General features: G+C 38.3%; 11 protein-coding genes. 2 read left to right on the top strand and 9 right to left on the bottom strand.

The window, feature by feature from the left end:
* Positions 1–59: 59 nt before the first annotated feature.
* The 8 genes from M1E86_RS14620 to dgt all read right to left on the bottom strand — a co-directional run bounded on the left by M1E86_RS14620 (position 60) and on the right by dgt (position 17,984).
* On the bottom strand, positions 60–1,445 hold the full coding sequence (locus M1E86_RS14620) for a DASS family sodium-coupled anion symporter (RefSeq protein ID WP_213913888.1): 1,386 nt from the start codon (positions 1,443–1,445) through the stop codon (positions 60–62).
* A 380-nt stretch (positions 1,446–1,825) separates the two neighbouring features.
* Positions 1,826–7,744, bottom strand: a complete 5,919-nt coding sequence (locus tag M1E86_RS14625; RefSeq protein ID WP_426099142.1) for a TcdA/TcdB pore-forming domain-containing protein — start codon at positions 7,742–7,744, stop codon at positions 1,826–1,828.
* 217 nt (positions 7,745–7,961) lie between these two features.
* Entirely contained in the window at positions 7,962–9,263 is a 1,302-nt protein-coding gene (eno, locus tag M1E86_RS14630) for a phosphopyruvate hydratase (protein WP_004260453.1), read from the bottom strand.
* 65 nt (positions 9,264–9,328) lie between these two features.
* Positions 9,329–10,966: a glutamine hydrolyzing CTP synthase gene (pyrG, locus tag M1E86_RS14635; RefSeq protein WP_213913884.1), complete on the bottom strand. Its 1,638-nt coding sequence runs from the start codon at positions 10,964–10,966 to the stop codon at positions 9,329–9,331.
* A gap of 535 nt (positions 10,967–11,501) precedes the next feature.
* The gene (gene mazG / locus M1E86_RS14640; RefSeq protein ID WP_426099143.1) at positions 11,502–12,296 is read right to left on the bottom strand and encodes a nucleoside triphosphate pyrophosphohydrolase; all 795 of its coding nucleotides are present in this window, start codon (positions 12,294–12,296) and stop codon (positions 11,502–11,504) included.
* 407 nt (positions 12,297–12,703) lie between these two features.
* The gene (gene relA, locus M1E86_RS14645; protein WP_213913882.1) at positions 12,704–14,935 is read right to left on the bottom strand and encodes a GTP diphosphokinase; all 2,232 of its coding nucleotides are present in this window, start codon (positions 14,933–14,935) and stop codon (positions 12,704–12,706) included.
* Positions 14,936–14,951: 16 nt separating this feature from the next.
* On the bottom strand, positions 14,952–16,283 hold the full coding sequence (gene rlmD / locus M1E86_RS14650; protein ID WP_213913881.1) for a 23S rRNA (uracil(1939)-C(5))-methyltransferase RlmD: 1,332 nt from the start codon (positions 16,281–16,283) through the stop codon (positions 14,952–14,954).
* Between the two features lie 174 nt (positions 16,284–16,457).
* The gene (gene dgt / locus M1E86_RS14655; protein WP_213913879.1) at positions 16,458–17,984 is read right to left on the bottom strand and encodes a dGTPase; all 1,527 of its coding nucleotides are present in this window, start codon (positions 17,982–17,984) and stop codon (positions 16,458–16,460) included.
* Positions 17,985–18,241: 257 nt separating this feature from the next.
* Between dgt and mtnN the strand changes: the two genes are divergently transcribed.
* On the top strand, positions 18,242–18,937 hold the full coding sequence (gene mtnN / locus M1E86_RS14660; RefSeq protein WP_213913877.1) for a 5'-methylthioadenosine/S-adenosylhomocysteine nucleosidase: 696 nt from the start codon (positions 18,242–18,244) through the stop codon (positions 18,935–18,937).
* A 63-nt stretch (positions 18,938–19,000) separates the two neighbouring features.
* Positions 19,001–19,831 carry a vitamin B12 ABC transporter substrate-binding protein BtuF gene (gene btuF / locus M1E86_RS14665; protein ID WP_213913875.1) on the top strand — a complete coding sequence of 277 codons (831 nt, stop codon included), beginning with the start codon at positions 19,001–19,003 and terminating at the stop codon, positions 19,829–19,831.
* A 343-nt stretch (positions 19,832–20,174) separates the two neighbouring features.
* Here the strand turns inward: btuF and erpA are convergent, their stop codons facing one another.
* Positions 20,175–20,519 carry an iron-sulfur cluster insertion protein ErpA gene (gene erpA / locus M1E86_RS14670; RefSeq protein ID WP_004260480.1) on the bottom strand — a complete coding sequence of 115 codons (345 nt, stop codon included), beginning with the start codon at positions 20,517–20,519 and terminating at the stop codon, positions 20,175–20,177.
* Positions 20,520–20,729 lie beyond the last annotated feature (210 nt).

Genomic DNA, 20,729 nt, shown 5'->3' on the forward strand with positions numbered 1-20,729 from the left:
TAGCCTACAAAAAATAACGGCCTCTAAAAGAGGCCGTTAAGATGAATTTTGATACTAAATTACATCCAGACAAACCAAGCAAACAATGAAATAACTAGGATACAGGCCACATTCAATACCGCACCGACACGTACCATCTCAATCTGCCTAATATAGCCTGAACCAAACACAATCGCATTTGGTGGTGTAGCAACAGGTAACATGAATGCGCAAGATGCACCAATACCGATGATCATTGTTAAGACAATCACAGGCATACCTAATGCTTCAGCAACGGTTGCAAAAATAGGTACCAATAAAGCTGCGCTCGCTGTATTACTAGTAAACTCAGTCAGAATGATGATAAAAGCAGTAACAGCAAGAATAATAACGAACCAGTGGCTTTCACCAAATGTCATTTGCATCCAGTCTGCCATGATTTTACTTGCGCCAGAAGAGCTTAAGATTGCGCTGAGTGTTAAACCTCCACCAAACAGCATCAATACGCCCCACTCAGTATTTTTTTGAATTTGAGACCAACTAGCTACGCCAGTTATACCAATTAAGATAGCTGCAATCATTGCAATAACGGTGTCTAAATCTTTCACACCACCTAACGCATCACTAATGAAAGTACTGGTGATCCAGCAAACAACCGCAAACAGGAAAATCCCCATTGCAGTAATACGTTTACCATTCCATTTCACATGCTCTAATTCAATTTCAAAGCGATGTTTTAAGTTAGGGCGAAGCATCATGTACATCAATACGAACATCATAGGCAGCAACACTACCATGATTGGAACACCGTATTTCATCCAGGATAAGAAATCTAAACCTAAAGCTGCTGCTGCAATTGCGTTTGGTGGGCTACCGACAATCGTACCTAAACCACCAATACTTGCACTATAAGCAACACCTAATAGAACAAACACAAAAGTATTGCGCTCATGGCGGACATCAAGATTAGACAGTATACCTAATACTAACGGCAGCATCATTGCTGCGGTCGCTGTGTTACTAATCCACATAGACAGTAACGCGGTTACACCAAACAGTAATAGTACCGCTACTGATAAACGCCCACGAGCAGCCATAAGTAAGCGATTAGCAATTAGCCTATCAAGACCTTGGATATGTAGAGCTGTCGCTAGCGCAAAGCCACCGAAGAATAAGAAAATGATTGGGTTTGCAAATGATTTCAATGCCTCCCCTGTATTCATCAGCCCTAAGCCGACGGCTAAGATAGGAATACACAATGCAGTAATGGTGACGTGGATAGCTTCAGTTAACCAAAGCACACCAATGAAAACCATCATTGCAAGACCTGCATTCGCTTTGTCATCGAATGGTAAATATTTTAGTAATAGAATTAATAATACGATATCAACAGCTAAGATTATCCACCCTCGTTTGTTCGAGGGCGTAGGGCTCACTGATGGTGTTAACGATTCTGAAGCGTCCATGTTTACTCCATAGCTTTGGAAGCAAGTTTAGTTTTAGCGCGTGCATATTGTTAATAGTTATTTATAAGGAGTGAAATATAGAGTTAATTTATTGAGATGAAAATGTGGATAACCTAAAAGTGAGATCTACCCCGCGCAATTTAATTCATTTTTCGTTTAATCAACAAGAAATGTTTTATTTTCCTTACAAAAACCAAGCTAGGAGTCGCTCCAGCGACACAAAAGACTACAAAACCGACCATTCAGTTTTAATTACCAAAAAAGCAATAAAAAAGATAAACTTAAGAATAATCAATACACTTAAGTGTTATACTCAACACTTTAATTTAAATTTGGCTATTTTATTAGCCAGCACTGATGGATGGCTAATCTATCACAATTTATAATATATGCCCGATGTAAAGAGGGGGATTTATTAAAGGGGAATGGACAATGCGCTGATTGCTAAATGTACTCTCATCGTTATTCAACGACACTGTTGAATCTGCCAGCTGTAACAATTGATTTTCATTTCTCAGTGCGATTTCTTCACTACTTTTATCAAATTTACTGGTTTCGGACAAAAAAACACCAGTAAGCCCATAGTTTTCTACTATCGCTTTTACTTTGATTTCTTCTGTTGAATTTAAAAACCGCAGTTGCAAATGCTGATACTTTTCAGCATTTAGTTCAAAAGCCTTATTAATTAATAACATACTATTAGTGTTGATATCAGTAAGAATAAGATCATCGTTAAAACGGCTTACAACTAATGATCCCATATCATCTACAGGTAAAACGAGAGTATCGGTTAAATAATCACTTGCATGATTATTAATAACAATCACTTGATAATGTAGCCAAGCCGCTCGGGAAATAACATAGCTATCTTGTTCATTTCCAGCGCTCAAGACAATATTTTTGACATTATCAATAACGGGAGGATTAATGATGTCTTTTTGATTTCCACCTTTAATGAGCAATGAAGAGAGAAACCCTCTTTTATTACCATCTGCATGAGCAATCGCACTATCGTGATATAAAATTTCATTATTTGAAGTATACATGAGCAACCCGTCAGCTAATTTTTTGACTGCTTCAAATCTCATGTTAGGGTATATTTCATACAAAGATGGTAATGAAGCTGGGTTATACATTTTATTTCCAGTAAAAGCTTTCTCTAACTCGATAGTTGTTGCTAAAGGCTGCCAATAAAGTCGCTTACTTGATATATCATAAATAATAGCAGCAGACGATTTATTATCTATTCCTAAATATTGTAATGTGTTTTTAGAGGATAACTGGTGAGCAATAATAATATTTCCATTATCATACCAAGCAGGTATAACTTCATTATTATCCATTCTTTTAAGGCCAAGTAATAAATATGAATTCATTTTATTATTTACTTCCTTTAAATTTTCCCACCAGACCACATTTTTATCAAACCAATTTTCATTTATTGCAAAGTTATTCATTTCTCCTTTAGCTGTAATTTGATTAACAATACCATCTTGATTAATAACAAGGAGTATCCCGTGAGAAAAAACAATACTATCTACATTAGAAACCTCAATGTACTTAACTTGTTGCTTACCTATTTGAGATATATTAGGAGCAGCACCAACCTGACGATAAATCAGGCTATTATCTTGACTATAAAAATAAAACACCTCATTATCATTTTCATCAATTAGATTCGCGACCAATATAATATCTTTAGGTTGACTTAATTTATTGAGGCGCGTATTTTTGTTATCCATAGAGTCTAAATAAGAAATGACATTTGACTTAATAACCGTACCATCGCCAGATTTCAGCCAATCGTGATAAACGCGGTTATTCTTATCAACACCGGTGATGAGTATTATTTCCGCGAAATTTGATGGGTTTGCATTTTTATCACTAACGAGTTTTTCATGATCCTTCACTGATAGTAGATACTTATCTAAAACCTGTTCTAACATTTTCTTAGGTATTTTATCTTGCCCTTCAGATAATCGGTAGTATGTTAACTCATCAACAGAAATACCAATGAGTATAATGTTATCGCCGTCAATCATATAGGTCACAACTTGCGGTAGATCATGATCTTGATAGCGACATGAAAAATAAACAGCTCCATTGTTTTCCCATAGATTCATTAACTCAAAAGAATTTCCCTGATTATTAATTAGCATATACTTGGATTTTATTTTATTATCTGAATTAATCGCCCATATTAAATTGTATTTTTTAGAATAAAGATAAAATAAATCACCAATAATAACAAAAGAGTCCGCGCTGTTCGTTTTATCATCAGAAGAATGAGTGAAAATATAACGACCTGTGGATACCTGATAAAATGCACGCCCCACATTCCTCCCCTTATATTGATAATTTTCAATTATTATATATTGGCTATTAAACTTGTGTTGAGAATTTAACTTATCCAAATGTGCAGATAATTCATCCCCCTTACCTGCCCACTTATGACCATCTTCACTAATAAGATAGTAATCTAAATTCAAAAAATCAATTTTATAAATCTCATTATTATTATTAATATACAATATATTATCTTTAGACATTGATGGCGAAAAATTAACTTCTACTCCAGAAATAACAACTTTATTATGATGGATTATTATTTCATTATTTTCAAAAAACGCGCCATCAATAAACCAATTAGAAGGTGATTTAGAACCAGATTCATCAAATAATGTAATTTTCGTTCCTAATTGAGGTGCTATTTTATATACCCCACCATTTCCCTTAATAGAATAATTCAACTTTCCGTACCATTCATTAGGAATTTTAGGAACAACCACATAACGATAGTTATCATCCAGATTTACTTCTATTGGTGTATCTACATACTCATGGAATATTTGTGTTATTGTATTCTCACTTGGAAAAATATAAAAATCATAGTCAAATTTATCTGTGTTTTCTAAGCGACGAATAATATCAAATCCATTATCATGCCGTGTTGTTGCACCAGGCCACAGATTATAATTATATTTAATGTAAGATTTAGGTGTCGTTGGTAAAACAACTATTTCAGCCTCTAAATAATCAAATTCTCTATAGCTATTTGAATAACCAATACCTTGACGTATGTTTAGAGCTTGTTGCCGGTCATGAAGCATTGTAGGGAAATTACCGGCCCAAAAAATATAATTTTTTCGCCCTCCCCCTGCAGAATGTGAAGTTGTTCTATAAATATACTGGCTATCAAATTCTATTTGGTTATTTTTAAGATCTATTCTTTTAAACACCGCACCAAATTTTGGTGTTGCTATTTTTTTCTTAGTCAAATAGTCATATCCATTACTTTGATAAGCTTGATCTAACATATAAAAATAATGGCCGACAGATTTTGCATCTTCACCTATAACGACAAAATTACGAGCTAAACTTGTGAAGCCAATACTCAAACCAGCGCAAATAACGCCAGCTCCACTCATAAATGTTGATACCCCGCTAGCCCCTAGAAGCCCAGCTCCTAAACTCGCACCACCCGTTATCAAGTTTGCTGAGTCAAAGGCAAGTTGTGTACCAAAAATAACCTTCTGTGGTTCGTTTTTTGCTTGGGATAGCTCATATACATCAATACCAACTAATGCACCATTGAATAAAATCGCTGTACTTTCATTCGCTGTTCGCACCAATGAGGAAGAAAAAATATTAATGGCTTTAGACTCTACTGTTAAATTATTTTTTAATCCTTTTCGAATAACCCCTATAATTTTAGATAAATCACTCATTATGCCGTGTGAGATCATGCCATGATTAATATAACCATGTATTTTTAGAGCAATGGCTAAATTAAAACCATCAGTTTCGATTGGTTTAATACTATTATTTTCATCCGAATACCATTGAATGAGTGATTGAACAGCAATTCCCGTATTTAATCCATCAAAAGTGTGAGTGTCACTGCTAAACTCTTTTAGCTTAATATCGTTTTCTTCAAGATGGGAATACGCTTTAAATTCTTCCATCTTTTTATTATAGTAATGGTTAAACTCTAAAAAAGTGGTATCTTCCGTTTCTACCCAATGACTTTTTTCTGGATCGTCATAATTAACGAACTGTAGACGATATTTTCCATTCTTTGTTTCTTGTAAAGTAGAAAAAATAGGGATCCACTTTTTCGTCATTTGATACTCAAATAACAAACCTTTTATTGAATTATCTAGCCTGTCCCCCCATTGCTCTGCCTCTAAAATGCTGAGAGTTCCTTGTAACTGGAGGTCATTTTTTATTGTATCCTGCTTTTCAATAACTCGGCGGCTCTCTTGCTCTCTTTTAGCTAACTGACTAAGTTCATTTGAATCACTTAAGTGACTTACTTTTAAACCATTACCAACAGAGACAATCGCCATATCTTCAGTTGAAATTGTAATAATTTCAAAGTGAGGTTTTTTAGCGCTACCAAATGCCGAATAAAAATCAGCCATTTTGTGTTCAACCATATACATTTTAAAAGCGATGAAGAGTTCTTGACTGCTATTAAATGTAAATAGCCCAAAGTTAGGGTCATAAAAATAGTAATGTGATTGGTCATTTCCCACCACTTTTCCAATCAGCATGGAATGATTTTGGCTATTAATCGCAAACATTACTGTTTTTTCCCCTACATCCAATAAATTTTGCGTCTCTTCAATTCCCATCCGGCCATGAGAAAAAGAAGCTTCAACCGCATCAACATTTGAATGGAGCTTCTCTAGCGCTGATTTAAGTAGTATTGAGTCTTTATCTTTTGGATTCGCAGAAGCAATAAATAGCTTATTAATTAATACATCTGCACCATTTTGCCCATCTCTAGCTAATGCTACAGACATTGCTCTAACTAATGGATAACATCGACCCTTAGTTTCTCCCCCCATAAGTGACAAATAGAAGTCTTGTGGCATTAACCGGTTTGATAGGCTATTAAAGGAATAAAACAACTTGCTGACTTTACTTGTTTCGCTCAATACATACTTTATGTATTCTTCATGGCTAATTTCACTAATTCGTCGATACAATGCCCCACGCTCTATCGGGCTAAGCTCCAATGTTAAGTACAACTTTTTTAATTCTAAAGACGACATTTTTCTATTAATACCTGAAATATTTACTTCATTAAAATCTTCCATACCTTCGCTAAAACGTCGTCTAAATGGAATATTGTTTGAATTCTTATGCACAAAAACTAAATTTTCATAACGCTCATTAACCGTTTTTTTGTTTTCATCACTTCCTCCTTGAATAATCAGCTCCCCTGTCTTTACAACCGCATTCATTCCATATTTTTCTTTTAGCTGCCACCATAACCAACTACGTTCAACTTGTCGGGCTTCTACCAAAGCTTTACTGTAACGATTTTGATAAAGGCTAATGTAGATATCACTCTGTATTATTTTTTGTTGTAAAGCTTTGATTTGTAATCTTTCACTGACTGAGGTTTTAGATAATTGTTTTATTTTATGTCTCCACCTATTTTGAACCTCATCTAATATTGAAATGTTTCTATTCAATTTTTTATAAATTACTGCATTCAAATCTCTCCACGTATTATTTATGGTACTTTCTAGAGAATCTTTATCTTGAATATAGAGACCACTATCTATTTTCTTCACTTCGATATTTAGCTCATTTGCTAATGACAATGTTTCTTGGTGTACTGCATCTCTATATTTTAGAAATTCTTTTTTATTATTAACTTCCTTACTAGGTGATTTTTGTACTAACCGACTATTTTCTCTTAATATTAAGGTTTTTTTTCCTTCATAATATTTTGTCTCTTGCCTTTGGTAGTATAGTTGCCATTCATTATTAATATACTGCATGTAAGCCGTTGCATTTCCACTTTCCTTACCTTTAATATGGTAATCCTTATAATCAACTGCCATGACAACATTGTCATATAATATAGAACTATTAGTACGGCAATCATGATACACCCGATAATGATCTTTATCATAATCAGTGATAATTAAAGAATGTTTATCTAGTGTATCTGTAAATAAAAAGAAACTGTCTGATGGATTTTTAGGAATATCAATATAGTATGGATAAAAATGGCTTTGGTCGGTTTTGTTATAACTCAAAAAATAGCTATTAATTGTAGGCTTATTTTTACTATCATTTAAATACCTCACAACATAACGTTTATCTTTTGTTTTAATAAATTCCACTTTTCCTTTTTCAACAATACCACTCGAATTTATTAACTCACTTGTGTCTATCGTTAATTTCTTTGACACTTCTTTTAAATTGGCTATTTTATTGCTGCGAATAATATTATTTTCTGTAATAGTTACTAATGATTTAGTTTTATCATTTTTCATATTCATTCCTTTGAATATATTATATAAGTGAACGGAAAAGCGGAAAAATAAAAATAGTTTATTATTAATAGAAAAACCACTACTGGCTTACAATTTCAGACAGACTTCTATTTAACAATAAAGTTGTTTTATATGTTGATTAGAGGGGGGATATCATTGATTCAAAAAAATGGGAAGCTTTCGCTTCCCATTAATGATTTTAGCTAAACAAAATAAATTATGCTTGGCCTTTAACTTCTTTTAAGCCATTGAATGGTGCATTTTTACCTAATGCTTCTTCAATGCGGATCAGTTGGTTATATTTAGCAACACGGTCAGAACGGCTCATAGAACCTGTTTTGATTTGACCTGCTGCTGTACCGACCGCTAAATCTGCGATAGTTGCATCTTCAGTTTCGCCTGAACGGTGAGAGATAACTGCAGTATAGCCTGCATCTTTCGCCATTTTAATTGCAGCCAACGTTTCAGTTAAAGAACCGATTTGGTTGAATTTGATCAGGATAGAGTTAGCGATGCCTTTATCGATACCTTCTTTCAGGATCTTAGTATTCGTTACGAATAAGTCGTCACCAACCAGTTGGATTTTGTCACCAAGAACTTTAGTTTGGTATGCAAAACCATCCCAGTCAGATTCGTTCAGACCATCTTCGATAGAGACGATTGGGTACTGTTTAGTCAGCTCTTCTAAGTAGTGGGTAAACTCTTGTGAAGTAAAGGTTTTACCTTCACCTTTCAGTTCATAGTTACCGGTTTCTGCGTTATAGAACTCAGATGCTGCGCAGTCCATCGCCAGTGTTACGTCTTTACCTAACACATAACCTGCTTGTTCAACCGCTTCTTTAATTGCTGCTAATGCCGCTGCGTTTGACTCTAAGTTAGGTGCATAACCACCTTCATCACCAACCGCAGTGTTCATACCTTTAGACTTCAGTACTTTTGCTAAGTGGTGGAAGATTTCAGAACCCATACGAACCGCTTCTTTCAGCGTTGGAGCGCCAACAGGCTGGATCATGAATTCTTGGATATCAACGTTGTTATCAGCGTGCTCACCACCGTTGATGATGTTCATCATTGGCAGAGGCATAGAGTATTGACCGTGAGTACCATTTAAATCAGAAATGTGCTCATACAGAGGCATACCTTTCGCCGCTGCTGCTGCTTTAGCATTTGCTAAAGATACAGCAAGGATTGCGTTTGCACCAAATTTAGATTTGTTCTCAGTGCCATCGAGATCAATCATGATTTTATCGATGTTAGCTTGGTCTTTAGCATCTTTACCAATCAGCGCTTCTGCGATTGGACCATTAACAGCAGCAACTGCTTTCAGAACACCTTTACCCAGAAAACGTGCTTTATCACCGTCACGCAGTTCCAGAGCTTCACGAGAACCAGTTGACGCACCTGATGGTGCTGCTGCTAAACCAACAAAGCCACCTTCTAAATGAACTTCAGCTTCTACAGTTGGGTTACCACGAGAGTCAATGATTTCACGACCGATCACTTTAACAATTTTGGACATTAGGTTTTCCTCAGTACAAGTTAAATTTTGGGAAGTTGGTGCACCTGCGCCGACCTCCCCATATCTTATTTCAACTCACCTTTCTGGTACTTACCAGCGGCTTTAACAAAACCTGCAAACAACGGATGACCATCTCTTGGCGTAGAAGTGAATTCTGGGTGGAACTGACATGCCACAAACCATGGATGATTAGGGTTTTCAATGATTTCCACCAGCTTATTGTCCACTGAACGGCCTGCAATTTTTAGACCCGCATCTTCAATACGTTTCAGTAGTAAATTATTCACTTCATAACGGTGGCGGTGACGTTCAATGATAGTTTCTGAACCATACATTTCACGTACAAGGCTACCATTCACTAAATGACATGGTTGACCGCCAACACGCATTGTTCCACCAAGATCGCTCTCTTCTGAACGTACTTCAAGGTTACCCTCTTCGTCACGCCATTCAGTAATCAGCGCAACAACCGGGAATTTACAATCCGCTTTAAATTCTGTTGAGTTTGCATCTGCCATATTGGCAACATTACGTGCAAATTCAATCAATGCAACTTGCATGCCCAAACAAATTCCTAAGTAAGGGATTTTGTTTTCACGTGCATATTGTGCGGTCAGAATTTTCCCTTCAACACCACGCTCGCCAAAGCCGCCTGGTACTAAAATAGCATCTAAACCTTTTAATAACTCAACACCACGTGTTTCGATATCTTGTGAATCAATTAATTTGATGTTCACAGTTAAACGGTTTTTCAAACCGCCGTGTTTTAATGCTTCAATTACAGATTTATACGCATCGGGTAACTCGATATATTTACCCACCATTCCAATAGTGACTTCACCCGCTGGATTAGCTTCCTCGTATATAACTTGTTCCCACTCAGCTAAATTAGCTTCTGGTGCATCAATACGAAAACGGTTACAGATGTATTCATCCAAACCTTGTGATTTCAATAAGGCTGGGATTTTATAAATTGAATCAACATCTTTGAGAGAAATAACGGCTTTCTCTGGTACATTACAGAACAGCGCAATTTTCGCACGCTCATTCGCTGGGATCACTCTGTCTGAACGACAAATTAACACATCTGGTTGAATACCAATTGACAGTAATTCTTTCACAGAATGTTGAGTTGGCTTAGTTTTCACTTCACCAGCGGCTGCAAGATATGGCACTAAGGTTAAGTGTAAATATAATGTGCGCTCACGGCCGACTTCTGCTGCCATTTGACGAATTGCTTCAAGGAATGGCAGAGATTCGATATCACCTACTGTGCCGCCAACTTCAACCAAAACAACGTCATGGCCTTCGCCACCACGGATGATGCGGTCTTTAATTTCATTAGTGATATGTGGGATAACTTGAATTGTCGCGCCTAAATAGTCGCCACGGCGCTCTTTGCGCAGAACTTCAGAGTAAACACGGCCGGTCGTAAAGTTATTACGACGAGTCATTTTAGTACGAATGAAGCGCTCATAGTGACCCAAATCTAAGTCAGTTTCAGCGCCGTCTTCTGTAACGAAAACTTCCCCGTGTTGGGTTGGGCTCATTGTGCCTGGGTCTACGTTAATGTAGGGATCCAGTTTCATAATAGTCACATTGAGTCCACGGGCTTCGAGTATAGCCGCCAAAGAGGCTGCGGCAATGCCTTTACCCAGAGAGGATACGACCCCGCCGGTCACAAAAATATAATTAGTTTTCATGCTGAACCTGAAAGTTTAGGTTTAAAAGATGATGGATATAACAGGACGGGAAAACAGTATACCCGAACCTTAATTTCGCTACAAATGTTCTAAGCATAATAAGGCTAAATTTCATCAATACTCTAATATTATCAGCAAGTTAAAAGCGAAAGTTTTTTTATCGCTTCAAAATTAGTCATCTTTATCTATTTTTATAGATTAACACAGTTCAAACATAAAAGCTAAATCCTTTCAGCTCATTATAAGGTATAAAAAATGCGATTTTGCACTAACTTTGATTTTGAATAACTATTTACTCTAACTCTCCATCGCAACAAGAGAGGATATCTCGGGGAGCATACACTAAGTATGTGACCCGTGTAGCTGAACGCAGCCAACAACGCTGTAGTGCGAAACCCGACGAACATGGGCTCTAGATAGTTCGTGCTACAGCTAGGCGGCAAGAGAGGATATCTCGGGGAGCATACACTAAGTATGTGACCCGTGTAGCCGAACGCAGCCAACAACGCTGTAGTGCGAAATATGACGAGCCATTTTATTCTTGGCTCTTAACCTGCTTCCAAAGTGCCTCCATCTCATCAAGTGTAGCACTTTCTGTCGTTTTGCCACTTTCCGCGAGGCTTTTTTCGATTTGGCGAAAACGACCTTCGAATTTCTTACAAGCTTTTTGCAGCGCTATTTCAGGCTTATGTCCTAAATGACGGGATAAATTCACTGTTGCAAACAGTAAATCACCGATTTCTTCTTCTAAGCGAGCTTGGTCAACGACAACTTGAGTGGCTTCTTCCATGACTTCTTCAAGCTCTTCATGGACCTTTCCAAGCACTGGACCTAAGGTATCCCAATCAAACCCTACAGAAGCGCAACGTTTTTGAATTTTATAGGCTTTCATTAGTGCTGGGAGCGAATTCGGGATATCATCCAGCACAGAAAACTGCGATTTTTCAGCTCGCTCTTTTGCTTTTCGTTTTTCCCATCCCTCAATCACTTCTGAGCTACTCAGTATGTTATTAGCATCAAAAATATGTGGATGACGATGTTCAAGCTTATCGCTCACTGCTTGGCAAATATCATTAAAATCAAACAATGATTTTTCATTCGCCATTTGCGCATAGAAAACCACTTGGAACAATAAATCCCCCAGTTCGCCTTTTAGGTCAGAAAAATCCTCTCGTTCTATCGCATCAAGCACTTCATAGGTTTCCTCAAGTGTATAAGGTGCAATAGTTTTAAATGTCTGTACTTTATCCCATGGGCAACCTGTTTGTGGGTCACGCAGCTGTGCCATAATGGATAATAAGCGTTCGATTTCGGGTTTTTCCTGACTCATTGTATTAACCTTTGATTTTCTTTTGTTTCTAATTGTCATCTTTATCTCAAACTTACCAGATATAAAGGCAAATCAACAAATTTTTCCCAACAAAAGAAAAAACAAAGAAAAGATTATTGAACATTTGCAAAAAATTATTTTCAAAATAGTTTGAATTGCAGCTAGGCGGCAAGTAAACGAGCCCCTAGGAGCATACATCGGTATGTGACTAAGATGAGAGCGCGCAGCCAACAACGCTGCGGTTCAAAATATGAAGAAAACCACTGACAATATAACAGTACTGATTTTCAAAATAGTTTGAGATGTAGGTAGGCGGCAAGCGAAGATATCTCGGGGAGCATACATAAGTATGTGACCCGAGTAGCTAAGTGTAGCCAACACCCCTACAACTCAAAATATGAAGAAAATCACTGGGAATGGCGTTTTGCCTCAATAACATCCGGCAACTGATTTAATTTTGCTAACACCCGACTCAGCACCTCAATATTATACAGCTCAATTGTCATATCTATCGTCGCCAATTGCTGCTTCACATCACTGCGGCTACTGACGCCAAGTACATTCACTTTTTCATTCGCTAATATTGTCGTGATATCACGTAATAACCCGCTACGATCATTAGCTACGACTCTAACCACTAGAGAATAACCGCTGGAATAGTTTTCGCCCCACACCGCATCGATGACGCGTTCTGGCGCATGACTTTGTAATTCGGCTAACTGCTCACAATCTGAACTATGAATGGAAATACCTCGCCCTTTGGTGATAAAACCAACTATTTCATCCCCTGGAATTGGCTGGCAGCAACGTGCAATATGGTGCATTAAGTTACCAACCCCTTCAACGACCACTCGACCGCTACCATGAGATGGCGCTCTTGGTAGTGAAGACTTGCTTTCCAACGTCTTCATTGCCGCGCGGTCTTCTTCTTCCGCTGTGGCTTTATTAAATTTACTTTGCAGGAAATTCACTAATTGGTTAATACGAATATCACCTCCCCCAATTCCTGCTAACACTTCATCCAATGAATGAACATTATAGCGAGCTATCAACAGTTTCTCTGCTTCGCGGAGACTGATATCAAGCTGTGATAGTTCACTATCTAGAATTTGACGCCCTGCAAGGATATTTTTGTCTTTATCTTGCTTACGGAACCAATTTTGGATTTTCGCACGCCCACGGCTGGTTGTGACATACCCTAAGTTAGGATTTAACCAGTCACGGCTTGGGTTTGGGTGTTTTTGAGTGATAATTTCAATTTGATCACCCATTTGTAATTGATAGCTAAATGGGACAATACGCCCACCTATTTTTGCACCAATACAACGGTGGCCGACATCACTGTGAATATGGTAGGCAAAATCAAGTGGTGTAGAGCCTGCGGGTAAATCCACCACATCCCCTTTTGGGGTAAAGACATACACGCGGTCATCAAATACTTGGCTACGAACTTCATCCAACATTTCGCCAGAATCTGCCATTTCTTCTTGCCATGCAATCAACTTACGTAACCACGCAATACGATTTTCGTAACTACTGCCTTTGCCAATGCCAGTCGCGCCTTCTTTGTATTTCCAGTGCGCCGCAACCCCCAGTTCCGCATCTTCATGCATTTGGCGGGTACGAATTTGAATTTCAAGCGTTTTGCCGTTAGGGCCTAACACCACAGTATGGATCGATTGATAGCCATTAGGTTTCGGGTTCGCCACATAGTCGTCGAACTCATCAGGAAGGTGGCGAAAATGGGTATGAACAATCCCTAAGGCTGCATAACAATCTTGCAAGCGTTCAACGACAATGCGCACTGCTCGCACATCAAACAGCTCATCAAATGCCAATGATTTTTTCTGCATTTTACGCCAAATGCTATAAATATGCTTAGGTCGGCCGTAGATATCTGCTTGAATACTCTCTTTTAACATGTACTTGCGTAAAGTTGTAACGAAAGTATCTATATACTCTTCACGGTCAATACGTCGTTCATGGAGGAGTTTTGCTATTTTCTTATATTCATCTGGGTGCAAATAACGAAAACAGAAGTCTTCTAACTCCCATTTCAATTGACCAATTCCTAAGCGGTTTGCTAAGGGTGCATAAATATTTGAACACTCTTTTGCGGCTAAAACGCGTTCATCTTCCGTTGCATCTTTGACTTCACGTAAATGGGCAATTCGTTCCGCTAATTTAATGACAACACAGCGGAAATCTTCCACCATCGACAATAGCATACGACGGATATTATCGACTTGTGTCGAGCTTGTTTCGCTCGATTGTGTTGCTTTGAGTTGACGAATTGCATCCATTTCCAGCACGCCTTTAACAAGTTCGTGAATGGATTTGCCAAATTCATCAATAACTTCTTGTTCTTCTAACTTTCCCTCCTCCACCAAGGGGAAAAGTAAAGCCGCTTGTAAGCTGCCGATATCCATACTTAGTGTCGATAGGATTTCGGTCATTTCAATACCACGCCACAGTAATAGAGGGGCGATTTCTTGTCCGGCTAATTTATCGTGACAATATTGCCAGGTATGGATGAGCTTTTCTTCTGATTGTTTATTGCTCAACCCTAGGCCGTTAACCCACTTTTCTGGGGCAAACTCACCTGCTGGGGTAAGATGTGCACTTCTTACTGCAACCATATATTCTCCCTACCTGTTAAACCTCTGGGCGACGGATAAATAGCGCCATTGACTCTAAATGGCTAGTTTGCGGAAACATATCTAACATCCGCAACTGTAATAATTGATAGCCCCCATCCAGTAAAACTTTGCTATCTCTCGCCAATGTTGTGGGGTTACATGAAACATAGACAATTTTTTCTGGCATCAGTTTAATTAAATGTTCCATAACACCAGCAGCTCCAGCTCTAGCTGGGTCTAATAATACTTTGTTAAAACCATGAGCCGCCCAAGGTTGTGTGTGTATCTGGGCTTCTAAGTTTTCATTATAGAATGTGGCATTACAAATAGTATTGAGCTGGGCATTATTTCGAGCTTGTTCGACTAAATTTTCAACACCTTCAACACCCACAACGGATTTCGCTAGCCGTGCGATCGGTAAAGTAAAATTACCCATTCCACAAAAAAGGTCTAATACCCTATCTTCACTGTTTAGATCTAACCATACTAATGCTTGTTCTACCATCAACTGGTTAACTTGCCCGTTCACTTGAATAAAATTTAATGGGTTAAATTTTAATATCTCCCCTGCAACTTGATATTCTGGTTGTGGCGAATTTGGTGATAGAGCTTGTAAGCTTTCATCATTCCCCGCTAACCAGATAGACACTCCGTGCTGATTCTCAAAATCACTCAACTTTTGAGTATCCGATAACGAAAAAGGCGTTAAGTAACGAATCAATATAATTTTGCAATTGTCTGCACGGATCAGTTCTACATGACCCAGTTTCGCTTTATTACTGAGCTCGTTAATGCATTCAGAAAGCGGCTTTAGTAAGATATCCAATTCAGGGGAAAGTACCGGACAATTTTTTATATCAACCAATGTGTTAGATTGAGGTTGACGGAACCCCATAATGACATTTTTACTTTTAGACTGATATTGTAGCCCTAATCGAGCTCGACGGCGGTAACCATATGGCTCACCACTCATCACCGTAGGAATGGATATATCTAGCGATGTTTCGCGCTGCATCAGGTAAGCTAAAGCATGAGCTTTACTTTCTCTTTGCAGAGCAATGTCAACATGCTGTTGTTGGCACCCTCCACATTGATTAAAATTACGGCAATGAGGCTTTACTCTCTGGGGGCTAGTGCTCAAACGCTTAACCACCTTTCCTTTAGCAAAATGTCGTTTCTCTTCCGTCAATTCAATTTGAGCTTCTTCTCCAGGCAATAAACCTGTTACAAAAATGGTTTTCCCTTCGATACGGGCAACACCTTGCCCTGCGGCATCAAGGCTATCAGCAATAACCGTGATTTGACGACGTGAAGTGGTGCGACGATTAGGGGAGTAAAATTGAGCCATAAAGTAGTCACTACAGAGTATTAAGTTATAAAAATCATGATTGTCGTGTTTCCAATTTTAGTACGATATTTTTTCCGCTAATTAATTAAGAAAAACGAACAGGCCCATTATACCTATTTTCCTATCATTTGATTGACTACTTTTATAGTTTTATCATTCCATTCAATTATTATATTAGTTACTAACCATAAATTTACGATATTCTTCATAAGCATAGTGGTCGGTCATACCACTAATATAGTCTTGAATCAAACGAGCTCGATAATAAAACTCTAGAATAGATTTATCTGATTCATTCGTTGCAGAGATTTTCTCAAGTGCTTCTGTGTAGGATAAGCGGTGCTTATTAGATAATTTATGAAACAACCTCGTTTCTATGAAAAAGTGCTTGTGATAATTTTTTTCGACAAGATCAGCAAAATCGCGTCTATCCATCATCAGTAATGGACTATAAAAATCTAATAACCCACTGATAATTCGGTAACCTTGCAACTCTAACTCTTCAACTTCATGATGGTTAAATACATGTTTAAAGGCCACTGTTTTTAGTACTTTCAGTAATCTATGTTCTGGACTTTTATCTTCTAGTAACGCACTGTTAAAAGTGCCATTATAAATTTCAGGCAAATTTTTAATAAATTGTTGTGCGCTGTAATGTGACAATTTCCCCGTGATATTCACGCGCAAATACATAAAGAATTGATCTTGCTGAATACGCCTTGTGTGGTTGTCACTGATATTATTGAAAGCTCGCATGACAGTTTGATCGAACAAATCATTTTGTTGAATATCTCCCCACTCGGCTTTTAAAAATTCAATCAACTGTTCAACAGTAAAAATGCCTTTTTCCGCGGCATCATCCAAGTCAGCAATACAATATGAAATATCATCAGCCGCTTCCATAATATAGGACAGCGGAAAACGACAATATTTCTCCATATCGAGCTTTTTAGTTAACTCACTAACAAAGTCCACCTCAGACCAATAATAGCCTGGCTTTTTCATCAAATAATCAAACTCAGGTGGAATTGGCTCCAAATCATAAGCCCCACGCGTATATTTTAAGATAGAACCAACTTGCGCATAGGTTAAGTTTAATTTGAGTAAGCGATGCGCCATACGCAGCCCTTGCGCATTACCTTCAAATGAGCATAAATCCTGCTTTAATTGGCGGCGGAATAAATCTTGTTTTTCATTTCCAGTTAACTGTAATGCAGGTATTTTGCATGGATCAGGAGTATTCGGTGTAAACAGGTAACTTGGAGACAATAATTTGGTGAACCAACGTTGAATTGCGGCCTCACCAAAGTGCCCAAATGGTGGATTACCGATATCATGCATTAAACAAGCCATTTCGACTAAGCTTTCAAACGCATCACAACGTTCATCTAGCCCATAGGGTTCCAGTAATTTTTTCTTTTTTAATTCACCTAAAACCGTTTTACTGATGTAACGGCCAACCTGCTGAACCTCTAGTGAGTGAGTTAATCGGCTACGCACTGCTGCGTTTTGCTCTAAGGGGAAAACTTGTGTTTTTTGTTGTAAGCGGCGAATGGCTGCTGAATTGATAATCCGCCCACGATCACTTTCAAATAAGCGATTAACCGCATCTTCATCTTTAGGTGAAATTTTTTGGTTTTTCGCACTGCTCATGTAGTTACGCTGAAAGTTTAGCTTCTTAACAAAATTAATCTCACCCACTCTGCCACCTTCCCTATTTCGATTGATGTTTCATTATATAGCCTAAATATAGGAAAAAACCTTCACGACTCACCTTTAAATGTTACACTTCGTGCATCTTTGTAATTTCGTTGTCTAAATCCGAGTTGTTGCAATTAAAATTGCGAACCCACTCGAAGAATACAGCAATAACACAATAAAACATTATCGTCCCTAGTCAAAATTTTGACACTATATTGACATTAATAGTGCAAATTGTGCAGGGAAAAGGAGACAAAATGAAAGTTGGAATAATTGGCGCCATGGAACAGGAAGTGGCGATTTTGCGCTCACAAATTGAAAACTGCCAAACTATTAACCGTGCTGGCTGTGAGATTTATACAGGCCAAATTAATGGCGTTGACGTTGCGTTATTGAAATCGGGTATTGGAAAAGTCGCAGCCGCAATCGGTACAACGCTATTATTAGAGCATTGCCAACCAGATGTCGTGATTAACACGGGTTCTGCGGGTGGTTTAGACCCTCGTTTAAACGTCGGCGATATCGTGGTTTCTACAGAAGTTCGTTACCATGATGCTGATGTGACCGCATTCGGTTATGAACCCGGCCAAATGGCACAGTGTCCGCCAGCTTTCGTTGCTGATACTAAGCTAATTGAAGTTGCTGAGCAGTGCATTAAGTTATTGGATATGAATGCTGTACGTGGTTTAGTCTGCAGCGGTGATGCTTTTATTAATGGTGCTGAACCGCTAGCTCGCATCAAGGCCATGTTCCCGCAAGTTGCGGCAGTAGAAATGGAAGCCACTGCAATTGGCCAAGTGTGCCACCAATTTGGCACCCCGTTTGTCGTCGTTCGTGCTATTTCAGATGTGGCAGATAAAGAATCTCATACGAGCTTTGATGAGTTTTTACCTGTTGCTGCTCGTCAATCTTCACTGATGATCACAGCAATTTTAGCTAAACTCGTTAAATAATTTTCATAAAAGGTATAACCTTATGTTAGTTATACCTTTTTATTAATATCACAATGAATTCCCATGAGAAGCATAACGTATTATTTTTCCCTTACAGCTAGCTTATTATGCGCTTTATTGGTGTCTTTTTCTGTTCTAGGAGCAGCAAAGCAACGCGTTATTAGTTTATCGCCTGCTAATACTGAGCTTGCTTATGCGGCAGGGCTTGGGGATAGCTTGATTGCAGCCAGTGCTTACTCCGATTACCCAGAGCAAGCAAATAATTTGGAACAAGTCGCTGATTGGCAAGGTTTAAACGTCGAACGTATTATCGCACTTAAACCTGATTTAATCCTTGCATGGCGAGGAGGTAACCCCCAGCGTCCTCTTGATCAGCTTGCGGGTTTTGGCATTCCAATTATTTATTTCGATCCTCAAACCATTGATGATGTTATCAGTTCAGTGATTGAATTAGCGCAATACAGCCCAAATCCAGAGCTAGCACAGCAAAATGTAGAAAAAATGCGCGCTAAGCTGACTCCTTATCAAAATAAAAAAGTATCAAATAACAACCCCAGAAAAGTATTCATTCAACTCGGTACTCAGCCTTTATTTAGCGCAGGTAATCACACGCTGCAAAATAATATCGTCGAGTTTTGTGGTGGTGAAAATGTTTTTGTAAATAGTGCAGTACAATGGCCACAAGTCAGCCGTGAGCAGGTACTCACTCGCAAACCAGATGTAATTATTATGACTGGTTCAGCCGAACAGGAAAAAACAGTGAAAAAATTTTGGCACTCACAGCTCAATGTCCCAATTATCCGATTAAATGAAGATTGGTTTCACCGAGCAGGCCCAAGGATTGTTAATGCGACAGAACAACTGTGCGAGCAGTTAAACGCATTATCTGATTGAGAATTACAAATTACAAAAATTTTCTAAATAGTTCGAGTTATGGCAAGGCGGCAAATGAAGATATCTCGGGGAGCATACATTAGTATGTGACCCGAGTAACTGAATGAAGCCAACACCGCCACAACTCGAAATATGACGAAAAATAGGAGCATACAAAAGTATGTGACTAGGTCTAGTGAATGCAGCCAACACGGCTACAGATTGAAGAAGAACTCAATAATTCTCTAAATCATTCGGCCTGTAGCAAGGCGGCAAATGAGCTAGAACCTAGGAGCATACAAAAGTATGTGACTAGGTCTAGTGAATGCAGCCAACACAGCTACAGGTTGAAGGATGACGAGAATTAGACGCTAAAGGACGAACCACACCCACAAGTAGACTTAGCATTCGGGTTAGTTACAATAAAGCGCGAACCTTCTAAGCCTTCAGTATAATCAACACTTCCACCCACTAAATATTGTAGGCTCATTGGGTCTACAACAAGAGCAACACCTTGTTTCTCGATTGTCATATCGCCTTCATTGATTTGGTCATCAAATGTGAAACCATATTGGAAACCGCTGCATCCGCCACCAGTGATATAAACACGCAGACGCAGATTTGGGTTGTCCTCATCAGAGACTAAATCTTTAACTTTAATTGCTGCCGCATCAGTAAATTGCAAAGGCAGAGCTGCATCATCACTCATTTTTTTACTCCAAACCGGTGACCGGTAAATTCATGTGTAGGCTAAAACCTACTCAGATCAATTAACCTAATTATCCGCCACTTGACTAAATGGTTCAAGTGTTGTTACGCAATTAGACACATTGTGCATATCTTCGTATCAACATTTGGTTTAATTGGTGTGGTGCTTTAGAATGAGAGCAATTTTTTTCTTAGCCTCTTTCTGGAGCCC

This window comes from Providencia sp. PROV200 (genome assembly GCF_049901995.1).
GTDB classification, from domain to species: domain Bacteria; phylum Pseudomonadota; class Gammaproteobacteria; order Enterobacterales; family Enterobacteriaceae; genus Providencia; species Providencia rettgeri_E.